Raw genomic sequence first — 16659 nt, 5'->3', positions numbered from 1 at the left:
CCCGCACCCCGAGGGGTGCGGGCGGCTTCTTGCGGCGGCCGCTACCGTGCGGCGAGGGCGGCGGCCTCCGCGGCCATCTCGGCGACCAGGCCGGTGGTGTGCCGGCCGGCCCGGAAGCGCGGGTCGGCGAGGGTGCGGCGCAGGTAGCCGGTGGTGGTGCACACGCCGGGGCCCTCGATGCAGAATTCGGCGAGGGCCCGGTCGAGCCGGGCGACGGCCTGGTCGCGGTCGGGGGCCCAGGCGATGGTCTTGGCGAGCAGCGAGTCGTAGTCGGGGCCGATCGGCCAGCCGGGGTAGGCGTGCGTGTCGACCCGGACGAACGGGCCGCCGGGCGGGAAGAATTCGGTGAGCCGTCCGGGGGTGGGCAGGAAGCCGCGGTCGGGGTCCTCGGCGTTGATCCGGGCCTCGACGGCCACACCGCGCGGTTTGACGGCGTCCTGGCGGAGCGTCAGCGGTTCGCCGGCGGCGATGGTGAGCTGTTCGCGGACCAGGTCGATGCCGGTGACCATCTCGGTGACTGGGTGTTCGACCTGGAGGCGGCAGTTGACCTCCATCAGGTAGAACGAGCCGTCGGGGGCCAGCACGAATTCGAACGTGGCGGCGCCGACGTAGCCGACGGCGAGGGCGCCGCGGACGGCGGCGGCGCAGATGTCGCGGCGCAGCGGGTCGGGCAGGTTGGGGGCCGGGGATTCCTCGATGAGCTTCTGGTGGCGGCGCTGCACGGAGCAGTCGCGCTCGGCGAGGTGGACGGCGTTGCCGTGGGTGTCGCAGAGCACCTGGACCTCGATGTGCCGGGCGCCGTCGACGTAGCGTTCCAGGTAGAGCCGTTCGTCGCCGAAGACGGCGCGGGCGTGGGCGCGGGTCTCCTGGAAGGCGGTGGCCATGTCGGCGGGCTCCCGGACGACGGCCATGCCGCGTCCGCCGCCGCCGGCGACGGCCTTGAGGATGACGGGGTACCCGGTGCGGGCGGCGGTCTCGCGGGCCTCGCCGGGGCTGCGGACCGCGCCGACGGAGCCGGGCAGGACGGGCAGTCCGGCCTCGGCCATCATCCGCCGGGCCACGGACTTGTCGCCCAGCTGTTCCATGACGTGCGGGGGCGGGCCGATGAAGGTGAGGCCGTTGGCCTGGCAGATCTCGGCGAAGTCGGGGTCCTCGGAGAGGAATCCGTAGCCGGGGTGGACGGCTTCGGCACCGGTGAGCCGGGCGGCTTCGACGATGGACGGGATGTGCAGGTAGCTGGCCCGCGCGCCGGCCGGCCCGAGGTGGACGGCCCGGTCCGCGAAGCGGACCACCGCCGAGTCGCGGTCGGCGGTGGAGTACACGGCGACGGTGCGCAGGCCCATCTCCCGGCAGGTGCGGGCGATCCGCAGCGCGATCTCGCCGCGGTTGGCGATCAGCACGGTGGTGAACATGCGGTCCCCTTACGCGGGTTCGATGGCGATCAGCCGCTGCTGGAACTCCACGGCGGTGCCGTCGGGGGCCAGGATCTCCACCACCCGGCCGGCGACGTCGGCCTCGACGGGGCTCATCATCTTCATCACTTCGAGGATGCCGATCGGCTGGCCCGGGGTGACGGTGTCGCCGACCGAGATGAACGGCGGCGCGCCCGGTTCGGGCGCGTGGTAGAAGGTGCCGACCATCGGGGCGCAGACGTAGCGGTGGGGGTCTTCGGGTTCCTCCGGCGACGGCTCGGCGGCCGCGGTCCGGCCGGGCGTGGCGGGTCCGGCGGGCGTCGCGGGGGCGGTGTCCCATTCGACCTCGACGGCGGTGCCGAGGTGTTCGAGCCGGATCCGGCGGGGCGGCCGGGTGCCGGCCCGGACGAGTTCGGCGACGCTGCGGCACAGCTCGCCGAGGTCGGCGCCCTGCCCCGGACCGCCGCCCTGCTCGGGCCCGCCGCCGTGCTCCGGTGCTGCGGCCTGCTCGGGCGCCGCGGCGTGCTCCGGCCCCGTCGCGTGGTCGGCGCCGGCGGCGTGGTCGGGGCCGGTGGGTCCGTCGCCGGTGCGGGCGATCCGTCCGCGTTGCGGCTGGTGTTTCACCTCGACGGTCATGGCTGGCTCCAATCTGCCGCGGCGGGCCCGAGGTCGGTTCCGTAGCGGTGGAAGCGGGCCCGGCGTGCGGCGCGCAGCCGGTCCGGGTCCCAGGGGATCAGTTCGTGCAGGGCCTCGGTGACGGCGGCCTCCAGCAGGTCGGCCGCGGCGGCGTGGTCCTGGTGGGCTCCTTCGGGCGGTTCGGGGACGATGCCGTCCACCACGCCGAGGCTGAGCAGGTCGCCGGGGTGCAGGCGCAGCGAGGCGGCGGCGGCGGGTGCGGCCTGGGGGTCCTTCCACAGGATGGCGGCGCAGCCTTCGGGGCTGATCACCGAGTAGATGCCGTTGGCGCTGACCAGGACGCGGTCGGCGACGGCGAGCGCGAGGGCGCCGCCGCTGCCGCCCTCGCCGATCAGCACGGCGACGACGGGGACGGGCAGGCGGGCCATCAGCCGCAGGTTCTCGGCGATGGCGGCGGCCTGTCCGCCGATCTCGGCCTCCGGTCCCGGGTTGGCCCCGGGGGTGTCGATCAGGGTGACCACGGGCAGCCGGAGTTTCGCGGCGAGGCGCATCAGCCGGGCGGCTTTGCGGTAGCCGGAGGGCCGGGCCATGCCGAACCGGCGGCGCCGGCGTTCGCCGAGGTCGGGTCCGCCCTTGTGGTGGCCGATCAGGACGACGGGGGTGCCGGCCAGGTGGCCGGTGCCGGCGATGATGGCGGGGCAGTCCTCGGTGAGCCGGTCGCCGTGGAGTTCCTGGAAGTCGTCGACCAGGCGGCGGATGTAGTCGAGGGTGGTGGGCCGTTCGGGGTGGCGGGCGAGGCGGACGTTCTGCCAGGGGTCGCGGTCGACGAGTTCGTCGGCGGCGCGCAGGATGGCGGCGGGGTCGCCCGGGGGGCGGGGCCGGCTGGGGGGCCGCAGCCCGAGCAGCCGGCCGAGGACGGGGCGCAGGCCGACCCGGGGCACCACGTCGTCGACCAGGCCGTGGGCGAGCAGGAACTCGGCGGTCTGGAAGCCTTCGGGGAGTTTCTCCCCGGTGGTCTGTTCGATGACGCGGGGTCCGGCGAAGCCCATCCGGGCGCCGGGTTCGGCGAGGATGACGTCGGCGAGGGTGGCGAAGGAGGCGGCGACGCCGCCGTAGGTGGGGTCGGTGATCACCGAGACGGTGAGGATGCCGGCTTCGTCGAGTTCGGCCATGGCCTGCGCGGTCTTGGCCATCTGCATGAGCGACAGCACGCCTTCCTGCATCCGGGCGCCGCCGCTGGCGGTGACCAGGACGAGCGGGGCGCGGCGTTCCAGGGCGACGCGGGCGGCGTTCGTGATGAGCGCGCCGACGGCGACGCCGAGGCTGCCGCCGAGGAAGCGGAAGTCCATGACGGCGGCGACGCAGGGCTGGCCCTCGATCTGTCCCGCGGCGCACAACACGGCTTCGGTGAGGCCGGTGTCGGCGCGCGCCTCGTCGAGGCGGTCCTGGTAGGTGCGGCTGTCGACGAAGCGCAGCGGGTCGTGCACGGCGGGCACCGCTCCGATGGGTTCGGCGGTGCCCGGGTCGAGGAGTTGGGCGAGCCGCTGCTGGGCGGTGAGCCGCCCGTGGTGCCCGCATTCGGGGCACACCTGCAGGGCGCGTGCGAAGCGTTTGCCGTAGACCAGGGCGGCGCATCCCGCGCAGCGCACCCAGTCGGCCGTCTCGCTCTGTTCGGCCACGGCGGCTCTCCCTTCCCTGTGCTGGACAGGTGGTGGCGGGTTCAGCGGTCCCAGCGGTAGAACTCGTGCGCCATGGCGTCCTTGGGGCTGCGCCAGGTCGCCGGGTCGTAGGCGTCGACGTAGACGGCGAGCCGTTCGCTGACGTCGCGGAACTCGGGGTGCTCGGCGTACTTGGCGACTTCGGGGCCGGCGGGGCGCTCGGATTCGATCAGGTGCAGGTAGACGTCGCCGAACTGGAACAGGCTGCGGCCGCGGACGCCGATCAGGCCGGGCAGGGCGCCGCGGTCGGAGTCGGCGAAGACGCCGGCGATGTGGTCGGCGGTGCCGGGCTTCATGCGGGCGACGATCAGGGTGCGGTGCAGGTCGTTCACCGGGCCCCTCCGGCGCGGTGTTCGACCTTGGCGCGGATCAGTTCCATCTGGACCTTGGAGTTCTGGTTGATCCGGTCGGTCATCTGGAGGTCGTCGACGGGCGCGGTGGGCTTCATCGCGAAGTCCTGGATCCAGCGCATGCTGGTGCCCTGCGGCACCTCCTCGTACTCCCAGCGGATCTCCATGAACTCGAACGGGCCGGGTTCGACCCGGCGGGCCCGGACGGCCAGCTTGTCGCGGTCGGCCTCGCGCTCGGAGACCCAGCTCCACACCTGGCCGTTCTCGTCGGGGTGCATGGTGAGCCGGAACCGGACGAGTTGGCCCTGCCGGTCGAGGATCTCGACGGAGGCGTACTCGCTGAACAGCTGCGGCCACTGCTCCAGGTCGTTGGTGATGTCCCAGACCAGATCGAGGGGGGCGTTGATGACGATCGTGTTGTCGGTGTGTCCGGGCATCTCAGGCACCAGCCTTCACGGTGGAGTTGACGGTCTGCAGGAACTCGGCGACGGGCCGGCCGAGCAGGTCGGAGGAGTCGATGGAGACGCCGTAGCGGTTCTCCAGGTCGGCGAGGACGCCGAGGACGCCGAGCGAGTCGACGCCGAGGTCGAGGAACATGCAGCCGGGGTCGGCCAGCTGGTCGACGCTGACCTGGACGCCGGCCCGGGTCTTGATCAGGGTGGCGAGTTCCTCGTAGCTGATCTCGGGGTTCACGGTCTACTCCTTCAGGTTCGGGCCCGGCGAAGCAGCAGGGCGGTGTTGGAGCCCATCAGGCCGCGGCTGAGCACCAGGGCGGTGCGCAGTTCGACGGGCCGGGGGTGGCCGATGACCAGGTCGAGCCCGTACGGGCAGTCCTCGGTGTGCGGGGTGGGCGGGACCAGGCCCTGTTCGAGGGCGAGCACGGCGGCGGCCACGTCGAGCGCGGGGGCGCCGCAGTGGGCGCGGCCGAGGCCGGCCTTGGGGGCGGTGACGGGGACGCGTTCGGCGTGGTCGCCGAGCGCGTCGGCCAGGGCGAGGGCTTCGGCCCGGTCGGCCTCGGGGACGCCGAGGCCGTCGGCGAAGACCACGTCGACCTCGTCGGGGGCGCAGTGCGCCTCGGCGAGGGCGCCGCGGACGGCGTGGGCGAGTCCTTCGCGGCTGTCGGCCCAGCGGGCGGCGCCGGTGAAGGTGGCGGTGTGTCCGGCGATCAGGGCCCGGGCGCGGGCACCGCGCCGGCGGGCGGTCTCGGCGTCCTCGACGACGAACATGGCCCCGCCCTCGGCGGGCACGAAGCCGGCCGCGTCGGTGCCGAACGGCCGGTAGGCGCGGTCGGGGTCGTCGGTGGTGGACAGTCCGGGGTAGCCCAGCTGGCAGACCATCGAGTACGGGGCGATGGGGGCTTCGGCGGCGCCGGCCAGCACGGCGTCGGTGCCGCGGCCGACGGCGCGGGCGGCGTGCGCGAGGGCGTCCAGGCCGCCGGCCTCGTCGGAGGCGACGACGCCGCAGGGGCCCTTGAAGCCGCCGCGGATGGAGATCTGGCCGGTGGAGGCCGCGTAGAACCAGGCGATGGACTGGTAGGGGCCGACGTGGTGGGGTCCTTCCGCCCACAGGTGCTGGAGTTCGCGCTGGCCGAACTCGCCGCCGCCGGAGCCCGCCGCGGTGACCACGGCGACCTGGAACGGGTCGTCGGGGTGGGGCGTCAGGTCGGCGTCGGCCATGGCGAGTTCGGCGGCGGCCATCGCGAAGTGGGTGAACCGGTCGGTCTGCACCAGGTAGCGCGCCTCGACGTACGCCTCGGCGTCGAAGCCGCGCACCAGGCCGGCGATGCGCAGCGGGAGGTGTTCGCAGCCCTCGCGGTCGATCGGGGCGAGCGCGGAGCGGCCCTGGCAGAGCGCCTTCCAGTAGTCGTCGGCGCCGATGCCGTGCGGGGAGACCACGCCGACGCCGGTGATCACCGCGCTGCGGGTGGTGTTCATGCGGCCGTCTCCGCTCTGCTCAGCACCACTGCGGACTGGAAGCCGCCGAAGCCGCTGCCGACCGACAGCACGTGGCGCAGCGGCATGTCGCGGGCGGTGCGGGGGACGTAGTCGAGGTCGCACTCGGGGTCGCGTTCGGTGTAGTTGGCGGTCGGCGGGACCACGCCGTGGTGCAGGGCGAGGGTGCAGGCGACCAGTTCGATGGCGCCGATCGCGCCGAGGGAGTGCCCGACCATGGATTTGATGGAGCTCATCGGGGTGCGCCGGGCGTGCGCGCCGAGGGAGCGTTTGACGGCGGCGGTCTCGTGGCGGTCGTTCTGCTTGGTGCCGGAGCCGTGCGCGTTGACGTAGTCGACGGCGTCGCCGGGGAGTTTCGCGTGGGCGAGGGCGCGGTCGATGGCTTCGGACATCTCCACGCCCTCCTGGGTGAGTCCGGTCATGTGGTAGGCGTTGCCGAAGGTGGCGAAGCCGCCGAGTTCGGCGTAGACGCGGGCGCCGCGGCGCCGGGCGTGCTCCCACTCCTCCAGGACGACGACGGCGCCGCCCTCGCCGAGCACGAAGCCGTCGCGGCTCGCGTCGAAGGGGCGGGAGGCGTGTGCGGGGTCGTCGTTGCGGGCGGAGGTGGCCTTGATGGCGTCGAAGCAGGCGACGGTGATCGGGGAGATCGGCGAGTCGCAGGCTCCGGCGACGATCACGTCGGCGCGGCCCTCCTCGATGGCGAGGGCGGCGTAGCCGACGGCGTCCAGGCCGGAGGTGCAGCCGGTGGAGACGGTCTGCACCGGCCCGTGGGCGCCGATCCGTTCGGCGACCGCGGAGGCCAGCGTGGACGGGGAGAACGCCCGCTCCAGGTGCGGTTCGGCGGGCCGGTGGTCGACGGCCCAGTGGTCGCCGCGGCTGCTGACCAGCACGTAGTCGTGTTCGAGGCGGGTGGTGCCGCCGACCGCGGTGCCGAGCGAGACGCCGACCCGCCAGGGGTCCTCGCTCGCGGGGTCGAGGCCGGCGTCGGCGACCGCTTCGTCGGCGGCGACCAGCGCGAACTGCACGTAGCGGTCGTTGCGGGCGGTCTCGTCGGCGGTGAGGCCGTGCGCGGCGGGGTCGAAGTCGCATTCGGCGGCGATCCGGGAGCGGAAGCCCTCGGGGTCGAACAGGGTGATGCCGCGGGTGGCGGTGCGGCCGTCGGTGAGCAGTCGCCAGAACTGCGGGACGCCGATGCCGCCGGGGGCGACCACGCCGATGCCGGTCACCGCGACCCGGCGGTTCACGATGCCGCCCCGGCCGGTTCCGGCGGCCCCGGCTCGGCGGTGCTCTGCTCCTCGGTGTCGACGTGGCCGAGTTCGGGGCGGGGCGCGAGCGGGCCGAGGTGGAAGACCATCCGGGCCTGGCCGGGGCCGGTGTTGCGGAACCGGTGCCGCATCCCGATCGGGATCATCAGGCCCTGGTCGGGGCCCAGCGGCTGGGTCTTGCCGTCCAGGTCGACCTCGAGTTCGCCGGAGATCACGAACACGAACTCCTCGGAGTACGGGTGGTAGTGCTCGCCGATCCGCTCTCCGGGTTCGACGATGGCCACCCCCATGAATCCGCTGGTGGCGCCCACCGCCGTCGGGGTGAGCATGGCCCGCAGGTCGCCGCCGCGCTTGCGGTTCGGGGGCGCGTCGTCGACGTGGACGACTCGTGGCATCTCGGTGGTCACGGTGGACTTCCTCTCCGGCGTGGGGTCGGGTTCGTTGGGTCGGATGCGTTCGGGTGGCTCAGGCGTCGGCCGAGCTGCGGTCGGTGACCGGGGTCATCGCGCACTCGGCGAGCAGGTGGTGCAGGCCGTCGGTGCTGGGCACGGGGTGCTCGGCGGGGATGGCGGCGAGCTTGCCGAGGACGGCGGCGGCGCGCGGGCCGGCCACGCCGAGCGCGGTGGCGGGGTCGCTCGCCGGGTCGGTGAGCAGGTCGACCAGCCGGACCACCAGGTCCTCGTGCCGGTAGACGGTGGCGCGCACCAGCGGCGAGCCGGGGTCGGCGGCGGCGTGCTCGTCCTCGCCGGACAGCAGTTCGGCGAGTGCCGCGCCGCAGCCGGGGCGGACGGGGTACAGGTAGGCGTGCCGCTGCACCTGGCCGGCCTTCAGGGCGGCGTGGTGGTGGACGGCGGGCAGGGCGGCGCGCTGGAAGAAGTCGCGGGCGGACAGCGGGTCGTCCAGGTCGCGGTCCTCCTCCAGGTACGGGTTGATGGCCTCCTCGACGGCCCGCACCTCGGGCTGCCGGGCGACGTGCCGCAGGGCGGCGACCAGGTCGCCGGCCACTTCGACGCAGCGCACGATCCGGTTGCCGCGCATGAACAGCGAGGTGCGCAGCAGGCGGGTGGTGTCGTCGACGCGGGCCTGCGGGGAGCGGTAGCCGGCGAGCAGTTCGGCGGCCTTGGCCTCGGCGCCGGGCTTGACGGTGAAGCTGAGCGCGTGCCGCACCACGCCGTCCGGGCCGGGGCGGGGGGCCATCGGCACGCCCGGGTGGTGCTGGCCGGGGGCCAGCGGGGAGGCGGGGCTGTCGGTGGCGCGGTCGCCGCGGGTCTCGCGCAGCACGGTGTAGCGCAGCGAGTGGGTGTCGCGGACGCAGCCGTGCATGGGCTTGACCATTTGGCGGTGGGCGTCGCTGTCGACCCAGGCGAGGAACGGTTCGGCGCTCTCCCACTCGCTGGTGATCAGCCACCGGGACGGGTCGTCGATCGACTGGCAGAGCTGGTCGCTGACGTGGCCGGGGACGGCGGACACCTGGTAGCGCAGCAGTTCGTAGGCGTCCAGGAAGCGGTCCTGGGCGCCGTCGTGGACGTCGAGCATCAGGATGACGCGAAGCCGGCCCGCGGCGGGCCGGCCGGTGGTGGTCTCCTCGGTCGGGGAGAGCAGGGTCATGGCGGCGGATCCTGTCGTTGGTTCGCTGGGGCCCGCGGCCGACAAGTCGGGCGGCCTCAGGGGCCGTTCGGGTCGGCGGGGCGGGGCGTGGTTCGCACTCGATCGTCACGGGGGCGCGGGGCGGGCGCGAGAGTTCACGGCCATCCGGGCGACGCACCCTGCGTGTCCGGCGGCGGCGGGGGATGGATGGAGGGTCCGGCGTATCCAGCGCCCCGCACGGATGGAGCAGAGCTGATGAACACACAGATGGCGGACCGGGTTCCGGTCCTGGTGGTGGGCGGTTCCCTGGTGGGGCTGTCGGCGTCCCTCTTCCTCGGGCGGCTCGGCGTGCCGCACCTGCTGGTGGAGCGGCACGCCGAGACCTCCCGGCATCCGCGCGGGCGCGGCAACAACCTCCGCACCATGGAGCTGTTCCGCACCGCGGGCGTGGAGGAGGACATCCGGGCGGCGGCGTCGGTGCTCGCCGAGAACCACGGCATCCTGCAGGCCGAGACGCTGTCCGGCGGCGAGCAGGAGTGGCTGTTCCGGGAGATCGACCCCGGCGGGGGGCTGGCCAGATTCAGCCCGTCCTCGTGGTGCCTGTGCAGCCAGAACGACCTGGAGCCGGTGCTGCTGCGGCACGCCGCCCGGCGCGGCGACCTCCGCTTCAACACCGAGCTGACCTTCTTCGAGCAGGACGCCGACGGGGTGACGGCGCGTCTGCTGGACCGGGCCACCGGCGAGGAGCGCGAGGTGCGCGCCGACTACCTGGTCGCCGCGGACGGTCCGCGCAGCCCCGTCCGGGAGCGGCTCGGCATCGGGCAGTCCGGGCGCGGCGACCTGTTCCACAACGTCAGCGTCACCTTCCGGGCCAAGCGCCTCGCGGACGTGGTGGGCGACCGGCGGTTCATCGCCTGCTACCTGACCGACCCGGCCGGGGCGGGGGCGCTGCTGCCGGTCGACAACCGCGAGCAGTGGGTGTTCCACCTGCCCTGGCACCCGGAGCGCGGCGAGAGCGTCGAGGACTTCACCGACCTGCGCTGCACCGCGCACATCCGGGCCGCCGCCGGGGTGCCCGACCTGGAGGTGGAGATCACCGGCCGGGCGCCCTGGCACGCCGCCGAGCGGGTCGCGGACCGGTACGGCGCGGGCCGGGTGTTCCTGGTCGGGGACGCCGCGCACGAGATGCCGCCGACCGGCGCGTTCGGCTCGAACACCGGCATCCAGGACGCCCACAACCTGGCCTGGAAGCTCGCCGCGGTGCTGGCCGGCTGGGGCGGGCCCCGGCTGCTGGAGAGCTACGAGAGCGAGCGCCGGCCGGTCGCCGTGCAGACCGCGGCCCGGGCCGCGGCCCGCTCCGTCGAGCACCAGCACCCCGGCTTCGACGCGGCGCCGACCGTCGGACCGCGCACCAACGTGCTGGCGGTGGCGCTCGGCTACCGCTACCCGGAGGGGGCGCTGGTCGGCGCGGACGCCACCGCGGGCGTCGTCCCCGAGCGGTTCGCGGCCACCGGCGAGCCCGGCACCCGCGCCCCGCACCTGTGGCTGCGCGACGCCGCCGGGACGCGGCTGTCCACCCTCGACCTGTTCGACGGCGGGCCACTGCTGCTCGCCCCCGCCGAGGGCGGCGGCCACTGGCCGGCCGCCGTCCGGCTGGTCGCCGAGCGGACCGGCGTGCCGCTGCGCTGCCTGCTGGTCGGCGACGGCGGCGACCTGCTGCCGGAGCCGCCCGCCGACATCCCCTGGGGCGCCCGCCCCGCCGGCCCGGTCTCCCCCACCACCTGGCCGGAGGCGTACGGCCTGCACCCCGGCGGCGCGGCCCTGGTCCGCCCGGACGGCTTCGTCGGCTGGCGCGCCACCGGGGCCGTCGGCGATCCGGCCGCGGCGCTGCTGGTGGGCGTGCGCGGGGTGGCCGGCCTGGCCTGAACGCAGTCAGGGGCGCGGGGACTGCGCGAAGCGGAAGGCACCCGTCGGAAGGATCGCGGCGCGCAGTTCCCCGCGCCCCCGGTCGCACCCACGGACGATGTGACGTGGATCACTCCCCGTGGAGAACCTGCGCGCAGGCGCTCGCGTCTGGCAGGTGTGAGAGCACGCAGGAGAGCACTGGACGAGCTGGACGAGGAACGTCTGCTCCGCCTGGTCGCCAAGGGCGACCGCGGGGCGTTCGACGAGCTGTACCGCCGCACCGCCCCGTGGCTGGCGGTGCGGCTGCGCCGCCGCTGCGCCGACGAGCAGATCGTCGCCGAGGTCATGCAGGAGACCTTCCTCGCGGTGTGGCGCGCCGCCGGCGCGTTCGCGGGCAGCGCGGTGGGCGGCAGCGCCGTCGGCTGGCTCTGGACGATCGCCGCCCGCCGCCTGGTCGACGCCTTCCGCCGCCGCGCCCACCACGCCGAACCGCCTGCCGCCGCCGCGCAGTCGACGACGGTTCCGGCCGCCGAGGACGAGGCGCTGGCCGGCACCGTCGGCGGCGACGTCGGGAACGCACTGCGCCGCCTGGCCCCCGAACTGCGCGAGGTGCTGCAGGCCACCGTCCTCGACGGGCTGTCCGTCCGGGAGACCGCCGTGCTGCTCAGACTGCCCGAAGGCACGGTCAAGACCCGTGCCCGGCGGGCCCGGATCGCGATGCGGGAGGAACTGGCATGAGCGCGGAACACGCATCGGCCGGGCTGATCGGCGACTACCTGCGCGGCGGCGACGGCCTGCCCGCGGACACCGTCTGGGCGCTGGAGGCCCACCTGGAGAACTGCGCCCGCTGCCGGGACCTGCTCGCCGCGGCCCTGCCCGCCGCCGCTCCCGGCACCGCGGCGCTGGTCGACTCCGTCCACGCCGCGCTGCGGCCCCGGCTCGACGCGGCGGCGCCGGCCCCCGCACGGCGGCGCCGGCCGCGGTGGACGCCGGCCTGGGCGGCGCCGGCCCTGACGCCGTGGCTGCTGACCGCCGTCACCGTGGCGCTGCTGGCGCTGCTGCTGGACTCCGCCGGGCCGCCGGACCTGTTCGGGGAGGTGTCGCCGCTGCTGCTGGTGGCCCCCGTGCTGCCGCTGTGCGCGGCCGCCGCCGCCTGGTCGCCGGGCCTCGACCCGCTGCACGAGGCGGCCGCCGCCACCCCCCGGGCCGGGCTGCCGCTGCTGCTGCGGCGCGCCGCCGGCGCGCTGGCCGCGGTGCTGCCGGTGCTGCTGGCCGCCGGCCCGCTGACCGGGGCGATGACCGCCGCGCAGTGGCTGCTGCCCTCGCTGGCGTTCACCTCCGGCGCGCTCGCCCTGGGCAGCGTGATCGGCGTCGGCCGGGCCTCCGCCGTGCTGGTCGCCGTCTGGGCGGCCGCCGTCGCCGCACCCGTCTGGGCCACCGGCCGGCTGCCGTTCGTCCTGCGGCCCGCGCAACTGCCCGGCTGGGCGCTGCTGCTCGCGCTCACCGCCGCCACCGTCCTCGTCCGGCGCCGCGCCTACCCGGCGCCCCGCGTCTGACCGTCCGAAAGGAAAGCTCCGCATGCCACGCGCCATCAGCGCGGCCGCCGTCGCGCCCACGTCCTACGCCTGGCAGATCCGGGCCGCGGGCCTGAGCGTCCGCGCCGGACGCCGGAAACTGGCCGTCGACGGCCTCGACCTGACCCTGGGCACCGGCGCCCACGGCCTGCTCGGCCCCAACGGGGCGGGCAAGACCACCCTGATCCGCTCGCTGGCCACCGTGCTGCGCCCGGCCGGCGGCGAACTCGAACTGCTGGGCACCGCCGCCGGCGGCGGCGACCTGCGGGCGCTGCGCCGCCGGATCGGCTACCTGCCGCAGGACTTCGGCTACTACCGGCGCTTCACGGTCCGTGAATTCGTCGAGTACATGGCCTGGTTGAAGGAGGTCCCGAAGGCAGGGGCCGCCGACGCCGTCCAACGCGCGATCGAACGGGTCGGCCTGGCGGACCGCGCCGACCACCGGATGAAGACGCTCTCCGGCGGCATGGTGCGGCGGGCCGGCATCGCGCAGGCCATCGTCAACGACCCCGACCTGCTGCTGCTCGACGAGCCCACCGCCGGGCTCGACCCGGCCCAGCGGCTGCGCTTCCGCGAACTGCTGCAGGACCTCGGCCGGGACGCCTGCGTCGTGGTCTCCACCCACCTGGTGGAGGACGTCGCCGCCGCCTGCACCGACGTGGTGCTGTTCGCCGACGGCCGGCTCGTCTTCCAGGGCTCCCCCGACGACCTGGCCGCCGCCGGCGGCCCCGAACACCCGGGCGACAGCCCGCTGGAGCGCGGCTACTCGGCGCTGCTCCGCCACCGTGAGCAGCAAGGAGGCACCTGGTGAACGCGCGTGTCCTGCGCACCGAACTTCGGCGCTCGGCCGCCCCGTGGCCCGGGCTGCTGGTGCTCGGCGGCTCGCTGGCCGTCCTGTTCGCGATCGACGGCATCTGGTGGCGCGGCACGGCCGGCTGGACGGCGCAGTGGACGTCCATGGCGCTGTGGACCCGGTGGCTGCTGGGCTTCTGGTGGCCGCTGGTGGTCGGCGCCGGCGCCCTGTACGGCCTGCGCGACGCCCGCTCCGGGACGGCCGAACTGCTCGGCAGCGTGCCCCGCCCCGCCTGGCGGCGGGCCGCGCTGCCCGCCGCCGCGACGGCCGGGACGCTGGTCGTCGGCTTCGGCCTGGTGGTGGCCGTCGGCGGGGTGCAGGTGGCTGCCCGCGGCACGGCGCTGCCGGGCCTCGGCTGGCTGCCGATCTCGCTGGTCGCGGCGCTCGCCCTGGCGGCGGGCGGGCTGTTCGGCATGGGCGTGGCCCGGGCCGTGCCGTCGGTGCTGACCCCGCCCGCGTTGGTCGTGCTCGCGCTGCTGACGACGGGTCTGCTGCGGTCCGTCACCGACGGTGCGCTGCCGGGCAGCGTCGCGCCGAACCGGGTGGCGCTGCTGTCCCCGGTGACCGCCGATCCCCGCGAGGTGCTGCTCACCCTGGCCGGCTCCGTCCACCTCGGCCAGTCGCTGTGGCTGCTCGGCCTGGCCGGCACCGGCTTCGCCCTGCTGACCGCCACGGGCCGCCGGGCCCGGCTGCTGGCGCTGGTTCCGGTGCTGGCCGGCGCGGCCCTCGCCCTGGCGGTCCTGCCCGCCTCGCCGCGCGACACGTACGTCCTGGACCGGGCGGCCGCCGGGCCGCGCTGCGACGGCGCGGTGTGCGTGACCGCCGCGCACGGCGCCCGCCTGCCCGAACTCGCCGCCCGCGGCGGCGACGCGCTGCGCGTCCTGCGCGAGGCGCTCGGCGAGCGGGCCCCGCGCTCCGTCCGCGAGGACACCGCGCCGCGCGCGCTGGGCGATCCCCGGCCGGTCACCGCCGAGGCGGTGCTGGTCGACTTCGACGAGCGCCAGTTCGCGGACGCCCACGGCGACGGCCTGACCCGTGCCCTGGTCGCCCAGGGCCTCGTCCCGACCTGCCGGGCCCGCAGCGACCGCGAGGGCGGCTCGATCGAGGACGTCGCCGAGCAGAGCATCGCCGCCTCCTGGGCGCTCGGCGACCGCGCCCTGACCCCTCTCGAAGCGCCGGGCGCCGCCGCCTACGAGCGGCAGACCTGGGCGGACGCGGAGGCCGCCTGGACGGCGTTCGCGGCGGCTCCCGCGGCGGAGCAGCGGGCCCGGATCGCGGCCGTCCACGACGCCGCGCTGAGCTGCTCGACCGGCCGTCTGCTTCCGGTCCTGGCGGGAACGGTGACGCGGTGACCGGGCTCCTGCTGTACGCCCGCTCGCGGCGGGTGCCGCTGTCGGCGGCCGTGCTGGCGCTGACCGCGCTGGCGGTGTGGGCGCTGGCCGGCCGCGGCCGGACGGACCTGCCGCTCGCCGCGCTGGTCCTCACCGGCAACGTGGCGGCCGCGACGGTCGGCCTCGGCGGCCCGGACGTCGTGCTCGACCGCGCGGCGGCGATCCGCTGGGCGCCGCGCCGCGCCGCCCACGTGCTGCTGCTCGCCGCCGCCGCGGCGGCGGCCCTGCTCGCCGCCCGGGCCGCCGGCCCGCAGCCGGCCCCCTGGCCGGTGGTCGCCCGCGACAGCGCGGGCCTCGCGGGCCTCGCCGCCCTCGGCGCCGCCTGCTGGGGCGCGACGTACGCCTGGACGCTGCCGACGACCTGGCTCGCCGTCACGTTGTTCGCGCCGCCGCTGCCCGGCCGCCCGGGCGAGGTGGTCGGCTGGCTGGTGCAGCCCGCCGGGACCGGGGCGGCCGCGCTGACGGCGGGGGTGCTGCTGCTGGCCGGCACGACGCTGTACGCGGCGGCGGGCCCGCGGCCGTGAACGCCGGGAGCCCGGCCCGCCGGCTCAGGGCCGGACCGCCGCCAGCAGGGCGAGGAGGACGAAGCCGATCACCACGGCCAGGCTGAGCTGGAACGCGCCCGGGTAGTCGGCGGGGGTGCGGAGGTGGCCGAAGAAGGTCGCGCCGACGGTGGCGATGCCGGCGGCGGAGCCGATCCGCTGGGCGGTCTGGAGGACGCCGCCGGCGCTGCCGGCGCGGGCGACGGGGACTTCGGCGAGGGTGAGGGCCTGGTTCGGGGAGACCACCAGGCCGCTGCCGAGGCCGGCCAGCAGGAGCGGCAGGACGGTGGCCCAGCCGACGAACGGGCCGTTGAAGAGGTGGACGGCGAGCGCGGCGAGGGCCAGGCCGACGGCGACGGTGGCGAGGCCGAAGGCGATCAGCCGCCGGCCGTAGCGGACCACGATGCGTCCGCCGATGGTGGAGGCGACCGCCGAGGCGAGCGCGAACGGCGTGATGGCGAGGCCCGCGTACAGGGCGCTGTAGCCGCGGCCGGACTGCAGGTAGAGCGTGAAGACGAAGAAGACCGCGGTGAAGCCGGCGAAGTACAGCAGGGAGACCAGCGAGCCGGCGGTGAACGAGCGGGTGCGGAACAGCTCGGGGTGGACCAGGGGTTCGCGGTCGCGCGCGTAGCGGTGCTCCCAGGCGGCGAACGCGGTGAGCACCAGCGCGGAGCCGGCCAGCAGCAGCCATTTGCGGGCGTCGTGCCACTGGGCCTGGACCAGCGGGAGGAGGAGCAGGACGGTGCCGGCGCCGAGCAGCAGGACGCCGACCGGGTCGAAGTCGCGGCGGTCGCAGGTGTCGGGGGTGGGGGCGGGCAGCAGGCGGTGGGCGAACGGGAGGGCGGCCAGGCCGATCGGCAGGTTGACGTAGAACACCCATCGCCAGCCCTCCTCGGCGCCGAACGCGGCGATCAGCAGGCCGCCGAGCAGCGGGCCGACGGCGGTGGAGAAGCCGATGGTGGTGCCGAGCAGGCCGAACGCGCGGGCGCGTTCGCCGCCGCGGAACAGCTGCTGGATGAAGCCGGAGACCTGCGGGACGAGGAGTCCGCCGGACATGCCCTGGAGCAGCCGGGCGATCACCAGCCAGGCCTCGTCCTGGGCGGCGCCGGCGAGTGCGCTGGTGGCGGTGAACAGGGCGAGTCCGGTGAGGAAGACGGGGCGGCGGCCGACCGCGTCGCCGAGCCGTCCGGCGGGGACCAGCACGAGTCCGAACGCCAGCGAGTAGCCGGACAGCACCCACTGGAGGCCGGCTTCCGACATGTGCAGGCCGGTGCGGACGGACGGCAGCGCGACGTTGACGATCGACACGTCGAGCAGCGTCATGAACCCGGCGACCAGGCAGACCGCGAGCGCCCGCCAGCGGCGCACCTCGGTGGCCGCGCCGCCGGCTGTCGTGACCTCGGGCATTCGTTGCCGTCCTTCCGTCCGGCGTCCCAGTCTGGGCGGCGGGGAGGGCGCCGGGCGGGCGGCGCGC

At 75.7% G+C, this 16659-nt stretch carries 17 protein-coding genes; 6 read left to right on the top strand and 11 right to left on the bottom strand.

Going from position 1 to position 16659, the window contains the following annotated elements; translation table 11 throughout:
* Positions 1–41: 41 nt before the first annotated feature.
* From ACFV1L_RS21785 to ACFV1L_RS21740, 10 genes are read right to left on the bottom strand one after another with little or no spacing between them, the layout of a single operon-like run.
* A complete protein-coding gene (locus tag ACFV1L_RS21785; protein ID WP_380368104.1) occupies positions 42–1412 on the bottom strand; it encodes an acetyl/propionyl/methylcrotonyl-CoA carboxylase subunit alpha in 1371 nt (456 codons plus the stop codon).
* Positions 1413–1421: 9 nt separating this feature from the next.
* Entirely contained in the window at positions 1422–2048 is a 627-nt protein-coding gene (locus ACFV1L_RS21780; protein ID WP_380368102.1) for an acetyl-CoA carboxylase biotin carboxyl carrier protein, read from the bottom strand.
* A complete protein-coding gene (accD, locus tag ACFV1L_RS21775; RefSeq protein WP_380368101.1) occupies positions 2045–3727 on the bottom strand; it encodes an acetyl-CoA carboxylase, carboxyltransferase subunit beta in 1683 nt (560 codons plus the stop codon). The genes ACFV1L_RS21780 and accD overlap by 4 nt, the downstream gene beginning before the upstream one ends.
* A gap of 41 nt (positions 3728–3768) precedes the next feature.
* A complete protein-coding gene (locus tag ACFV1L_RS21770; protein ID WP_380368111.1) occupies positions 3769–4089 on the bottom strand; it encodes a TcmI family type II polyketide cyclase in 321 nt (106 codons plus the stop codon).
* Positions 4090–4094: 5 nt separating this feature from the next.
* Complete coding sequence (locus tag ACFV1L_RS21765; RefSeq protein WP_380368099.1) at positions 4095–4553, bottom strand: SRPBCC family protein; 459 nt, start codon at positions 4551–4553, stop codon at positions 4095–4097.
* A gap of 1 nt (position 4554) precedes the next feature.
* The gene (locus tag ACFV1L_RS21760; protein ID WP_380368097.1) at positions 4555–4809 is read right to left on the bottom strand and encodes an acyl carrier protein; all 255 of its coding nucleotides are present in this window, start codon (positions 4807–4809) and stop codon (positions 4555–4557) included.
* Positions 4810–4820: 11 nt separating this feature from the next.
* Positions 4821–6050, bottom strand: a complete 1230-nt coding sequence (locus tag ACFV1L_RS21755) for a beta-ketoacyl synthase N-terminal-like domain-containing protein (protein ID WP_380368096.1) — start codon at positions 6048–6050, stop codon at positions 4821–4823.
* Positions 6047–7312, bottom strand: coding sequence for a beta-ketoacyl-[acyl-carrier-protein] synthase family protein (locus ACFV1L_RS21750; protein WP_380368094.1), 1266 nt, complete (start codon positions 7310–7312; stop codon positions 6047–6049). The genes ACFV1L_RS21755 and ACFV1L_RS21750 overlap by 4 nt, the downstream gene beginning before the upstream one ends.
* Complete coding sequence (locus tag ACFV1L_RS21745) at positions 7309–7740, bottom strand: cupin domain-containing protein (RefSeq protein ID WP_380368092.1); 432 nt, start codon at positions 7738–7740, stop codon at positions 7309–7311. The genes ACFV1L_RS21750 and ACFV1L_RS21745 overlap by 4 nt, the downstream gene beginning before the upstream one ends.
* A 58-nt stretch (positions 7741–7798) precedes the next feature.
* The gene (locus ACFV1L_RS21740; RefSeq protein WP_380368090.1) at positions 7799–8941 is read right to left on the bottom strand and encodes a SchA/CurD-like domain-containing protein; all 1143 of its coding nucleotides are present in this window, start codon (positions 8939–8941) and stop codon (positions 7799–7801) included.
* Positions 8942–9175: 234 nt separating this feature from the next.
* On the opposite strand from ACFV1L_RS21740, the gene ACFV1L_RS21735 reads away from it, so the two are divergent.
* The 6 genes from ACFV1L_RS21735 (at position 9176) to ACFV1L_RS21710 (ending at position 15167) form a co-directional block, all read left to right on the top strand.
* Positions 9176–10846 (top strand): FAD-dependent oxidoreductase, encoded by a 1671-nt coding sequence (locus tag ACFV1L_RS21735; protein WP_380368089.1) that lies wholly within the window; start codon positions 9176–9178, stop codon positions 10844–10846.
* 156 nt (positions 10847–11002) lie between these two features.
* Positions 11003–11563: an RNA polymerase sigma factor gene (locus ACFV1L_RS21730; protein ID WP_380368087.1), complete on the top strand. Its 561-nt coding sequence runs from the start codon at positions 11003–11005 to the stop codon at positions 11561–11563.
* Complete coding sequence (locus ACFV1L_RS21725) at positions 11560–12381, top strand: zf-HC2 domain-containing protein (RefSeq protein WP_380368086.1); 822 nt, start codon at positions 11560–11562, stop codon at positions 12379–12381. The genes ACFV1L_RS21730 and ACFV1L_RS21725 overlap by 4 nt, the downstream gene beginning before the upstream one ends.
* 22 nt (positions 12382–12403) lie before the next feature.
* Positions 12404–13210: an ABC transporter ATP-binding protein gene (locus ACFV1L_RS21720; protein WP_380368084.1), complete on the top strand. Its 807-nt coding sequence runs from the start codon at positions 12404–12406 to the stop codon at positions 13208–13210.
* A complete protein-coding gene (locus ACFV1L_RS21715; protein WP_380368082.1) occupies positions 13207–14604 on the top strand; it encodes a hypothetical protein in 1398 nt (465 codons plus the stop codon). The genes ACFV1L_RS21720 and ACFV1L_RS21715 overlap by 4 nt, the downstream gene beginning before the upstream one ends.
* The gene (locus ACFV1L_RS21710; protein WP_380368080.1) at positions 14601–15167 is read left to right on the top strand and encodes a hypothetical protein; all 567 of its coding nucleotides are present in this window, start codon (positions 14601–14603) and stop codon (positions 15165–15167) included. Before ACFV1L_RS21715 ends, ACFV1L_RS21710 begins: the two co-directional genes overlap by 4 nt.
* Positions 15168–15191: 24 nt before the next feature.
* Here ACFV1L_RS21710 and ACFV1L_RS21705 read toward each other — a convergent pair whose 3' ends face one another.
* Positions 15192–16592 (bottom strand): MFS transporter, encoded by a 1401-nt coding sequence (locus tag ACFV1L_RS21705; RefSeq protein WP_380368079.1) that lies wholly within the window; start codon positions 16590–16592, stop codon positions 15192–15194.
* Positions 16593–16659: the final 67 nt, after the last annotated feature.

Source organism: Kitasatospora sp. NPDC059646, assembly GCF_042734615.1.
Taxonomy (GTDB): Bacteria; Actinomycetota; Actinomycetes; order Streptomycetales; family Streptomycetaceae; genus Kitasatospora.
Note: the sequence above shows the minus strand (reverse complement) of the source record. Positions and strands in the feature narration are given on the sequence as shown.

Excerpts from the sequence above, each read along its gene's own strand:
- ACFV1L_RS21780 (WP_380368102.1), bottom strand. The coding sequence starts at position 2,048 with ATGACCGTCGAGGTGAAACACCAGCCGCAACGCGGACGGATCGCCCGC.
- ACFV1L_RS21765 (WP_380368099.1), bottom strand. The coding sequence starts at position 4,553 with ATGCCCGGACACACCGACAACACGATCGTCATCAACGCCCCCCTCGAT.
- ACFV1L_RS21705 (WP_380368079.1), bottom strand. The coding sequence starts at position 16,592 with ATGCCCGAGGTCACGACAGCCGGCGGCGCGGCCACCGAGGTGCGCCGC.
- ACFV1L_RS21755 (WP_380368096.1), bottom strand. The coding sequence starts at position 6,050 with ATGAACACCACCCGCAGCGCGGTGATCACCGGCGTCGGCGTGGTCTCC.
- ACFV1L_RS21725 (WP_380368086.1), top strand. The coding sequence starts at position 11,560 with ATGAGCGCGGAACACGCATCGGCCGGGCTGATCGGCGACTACCTGCGC.
- ACFV1L_RS21735 (WP_380368089.1), top strand. The coding sequence starts at position 9,176 with ATGAACACACAGATGGCGGACCGGGTTCCGGTCCTGGTGGTGGGCGGT.
- ACFV1L_RS21740 (WP_380368090.1), bottom strand. The coding sequence starts at position 8,941 with ATGACCCTGCTCTCCCCGACCGAGGAGACCACCACCGGCCGGCCCGCC.
- ACFV1L_RS21720 (WP_380368084.1), top strand. The coding sequence starts at position 12,404 with ATGCCACGCGCCATCAGCGCGGCCGCCGTCGCGCCCACGTCCTACGCC.
- ACFV1L_RS21785 (WP_380368104.1), bottom strand. The coding sequence starts at position 1,412 with ATGTTCACCACCGTGCTGATCGCCAACCGCGGCGAGATCGCGCTGCGG.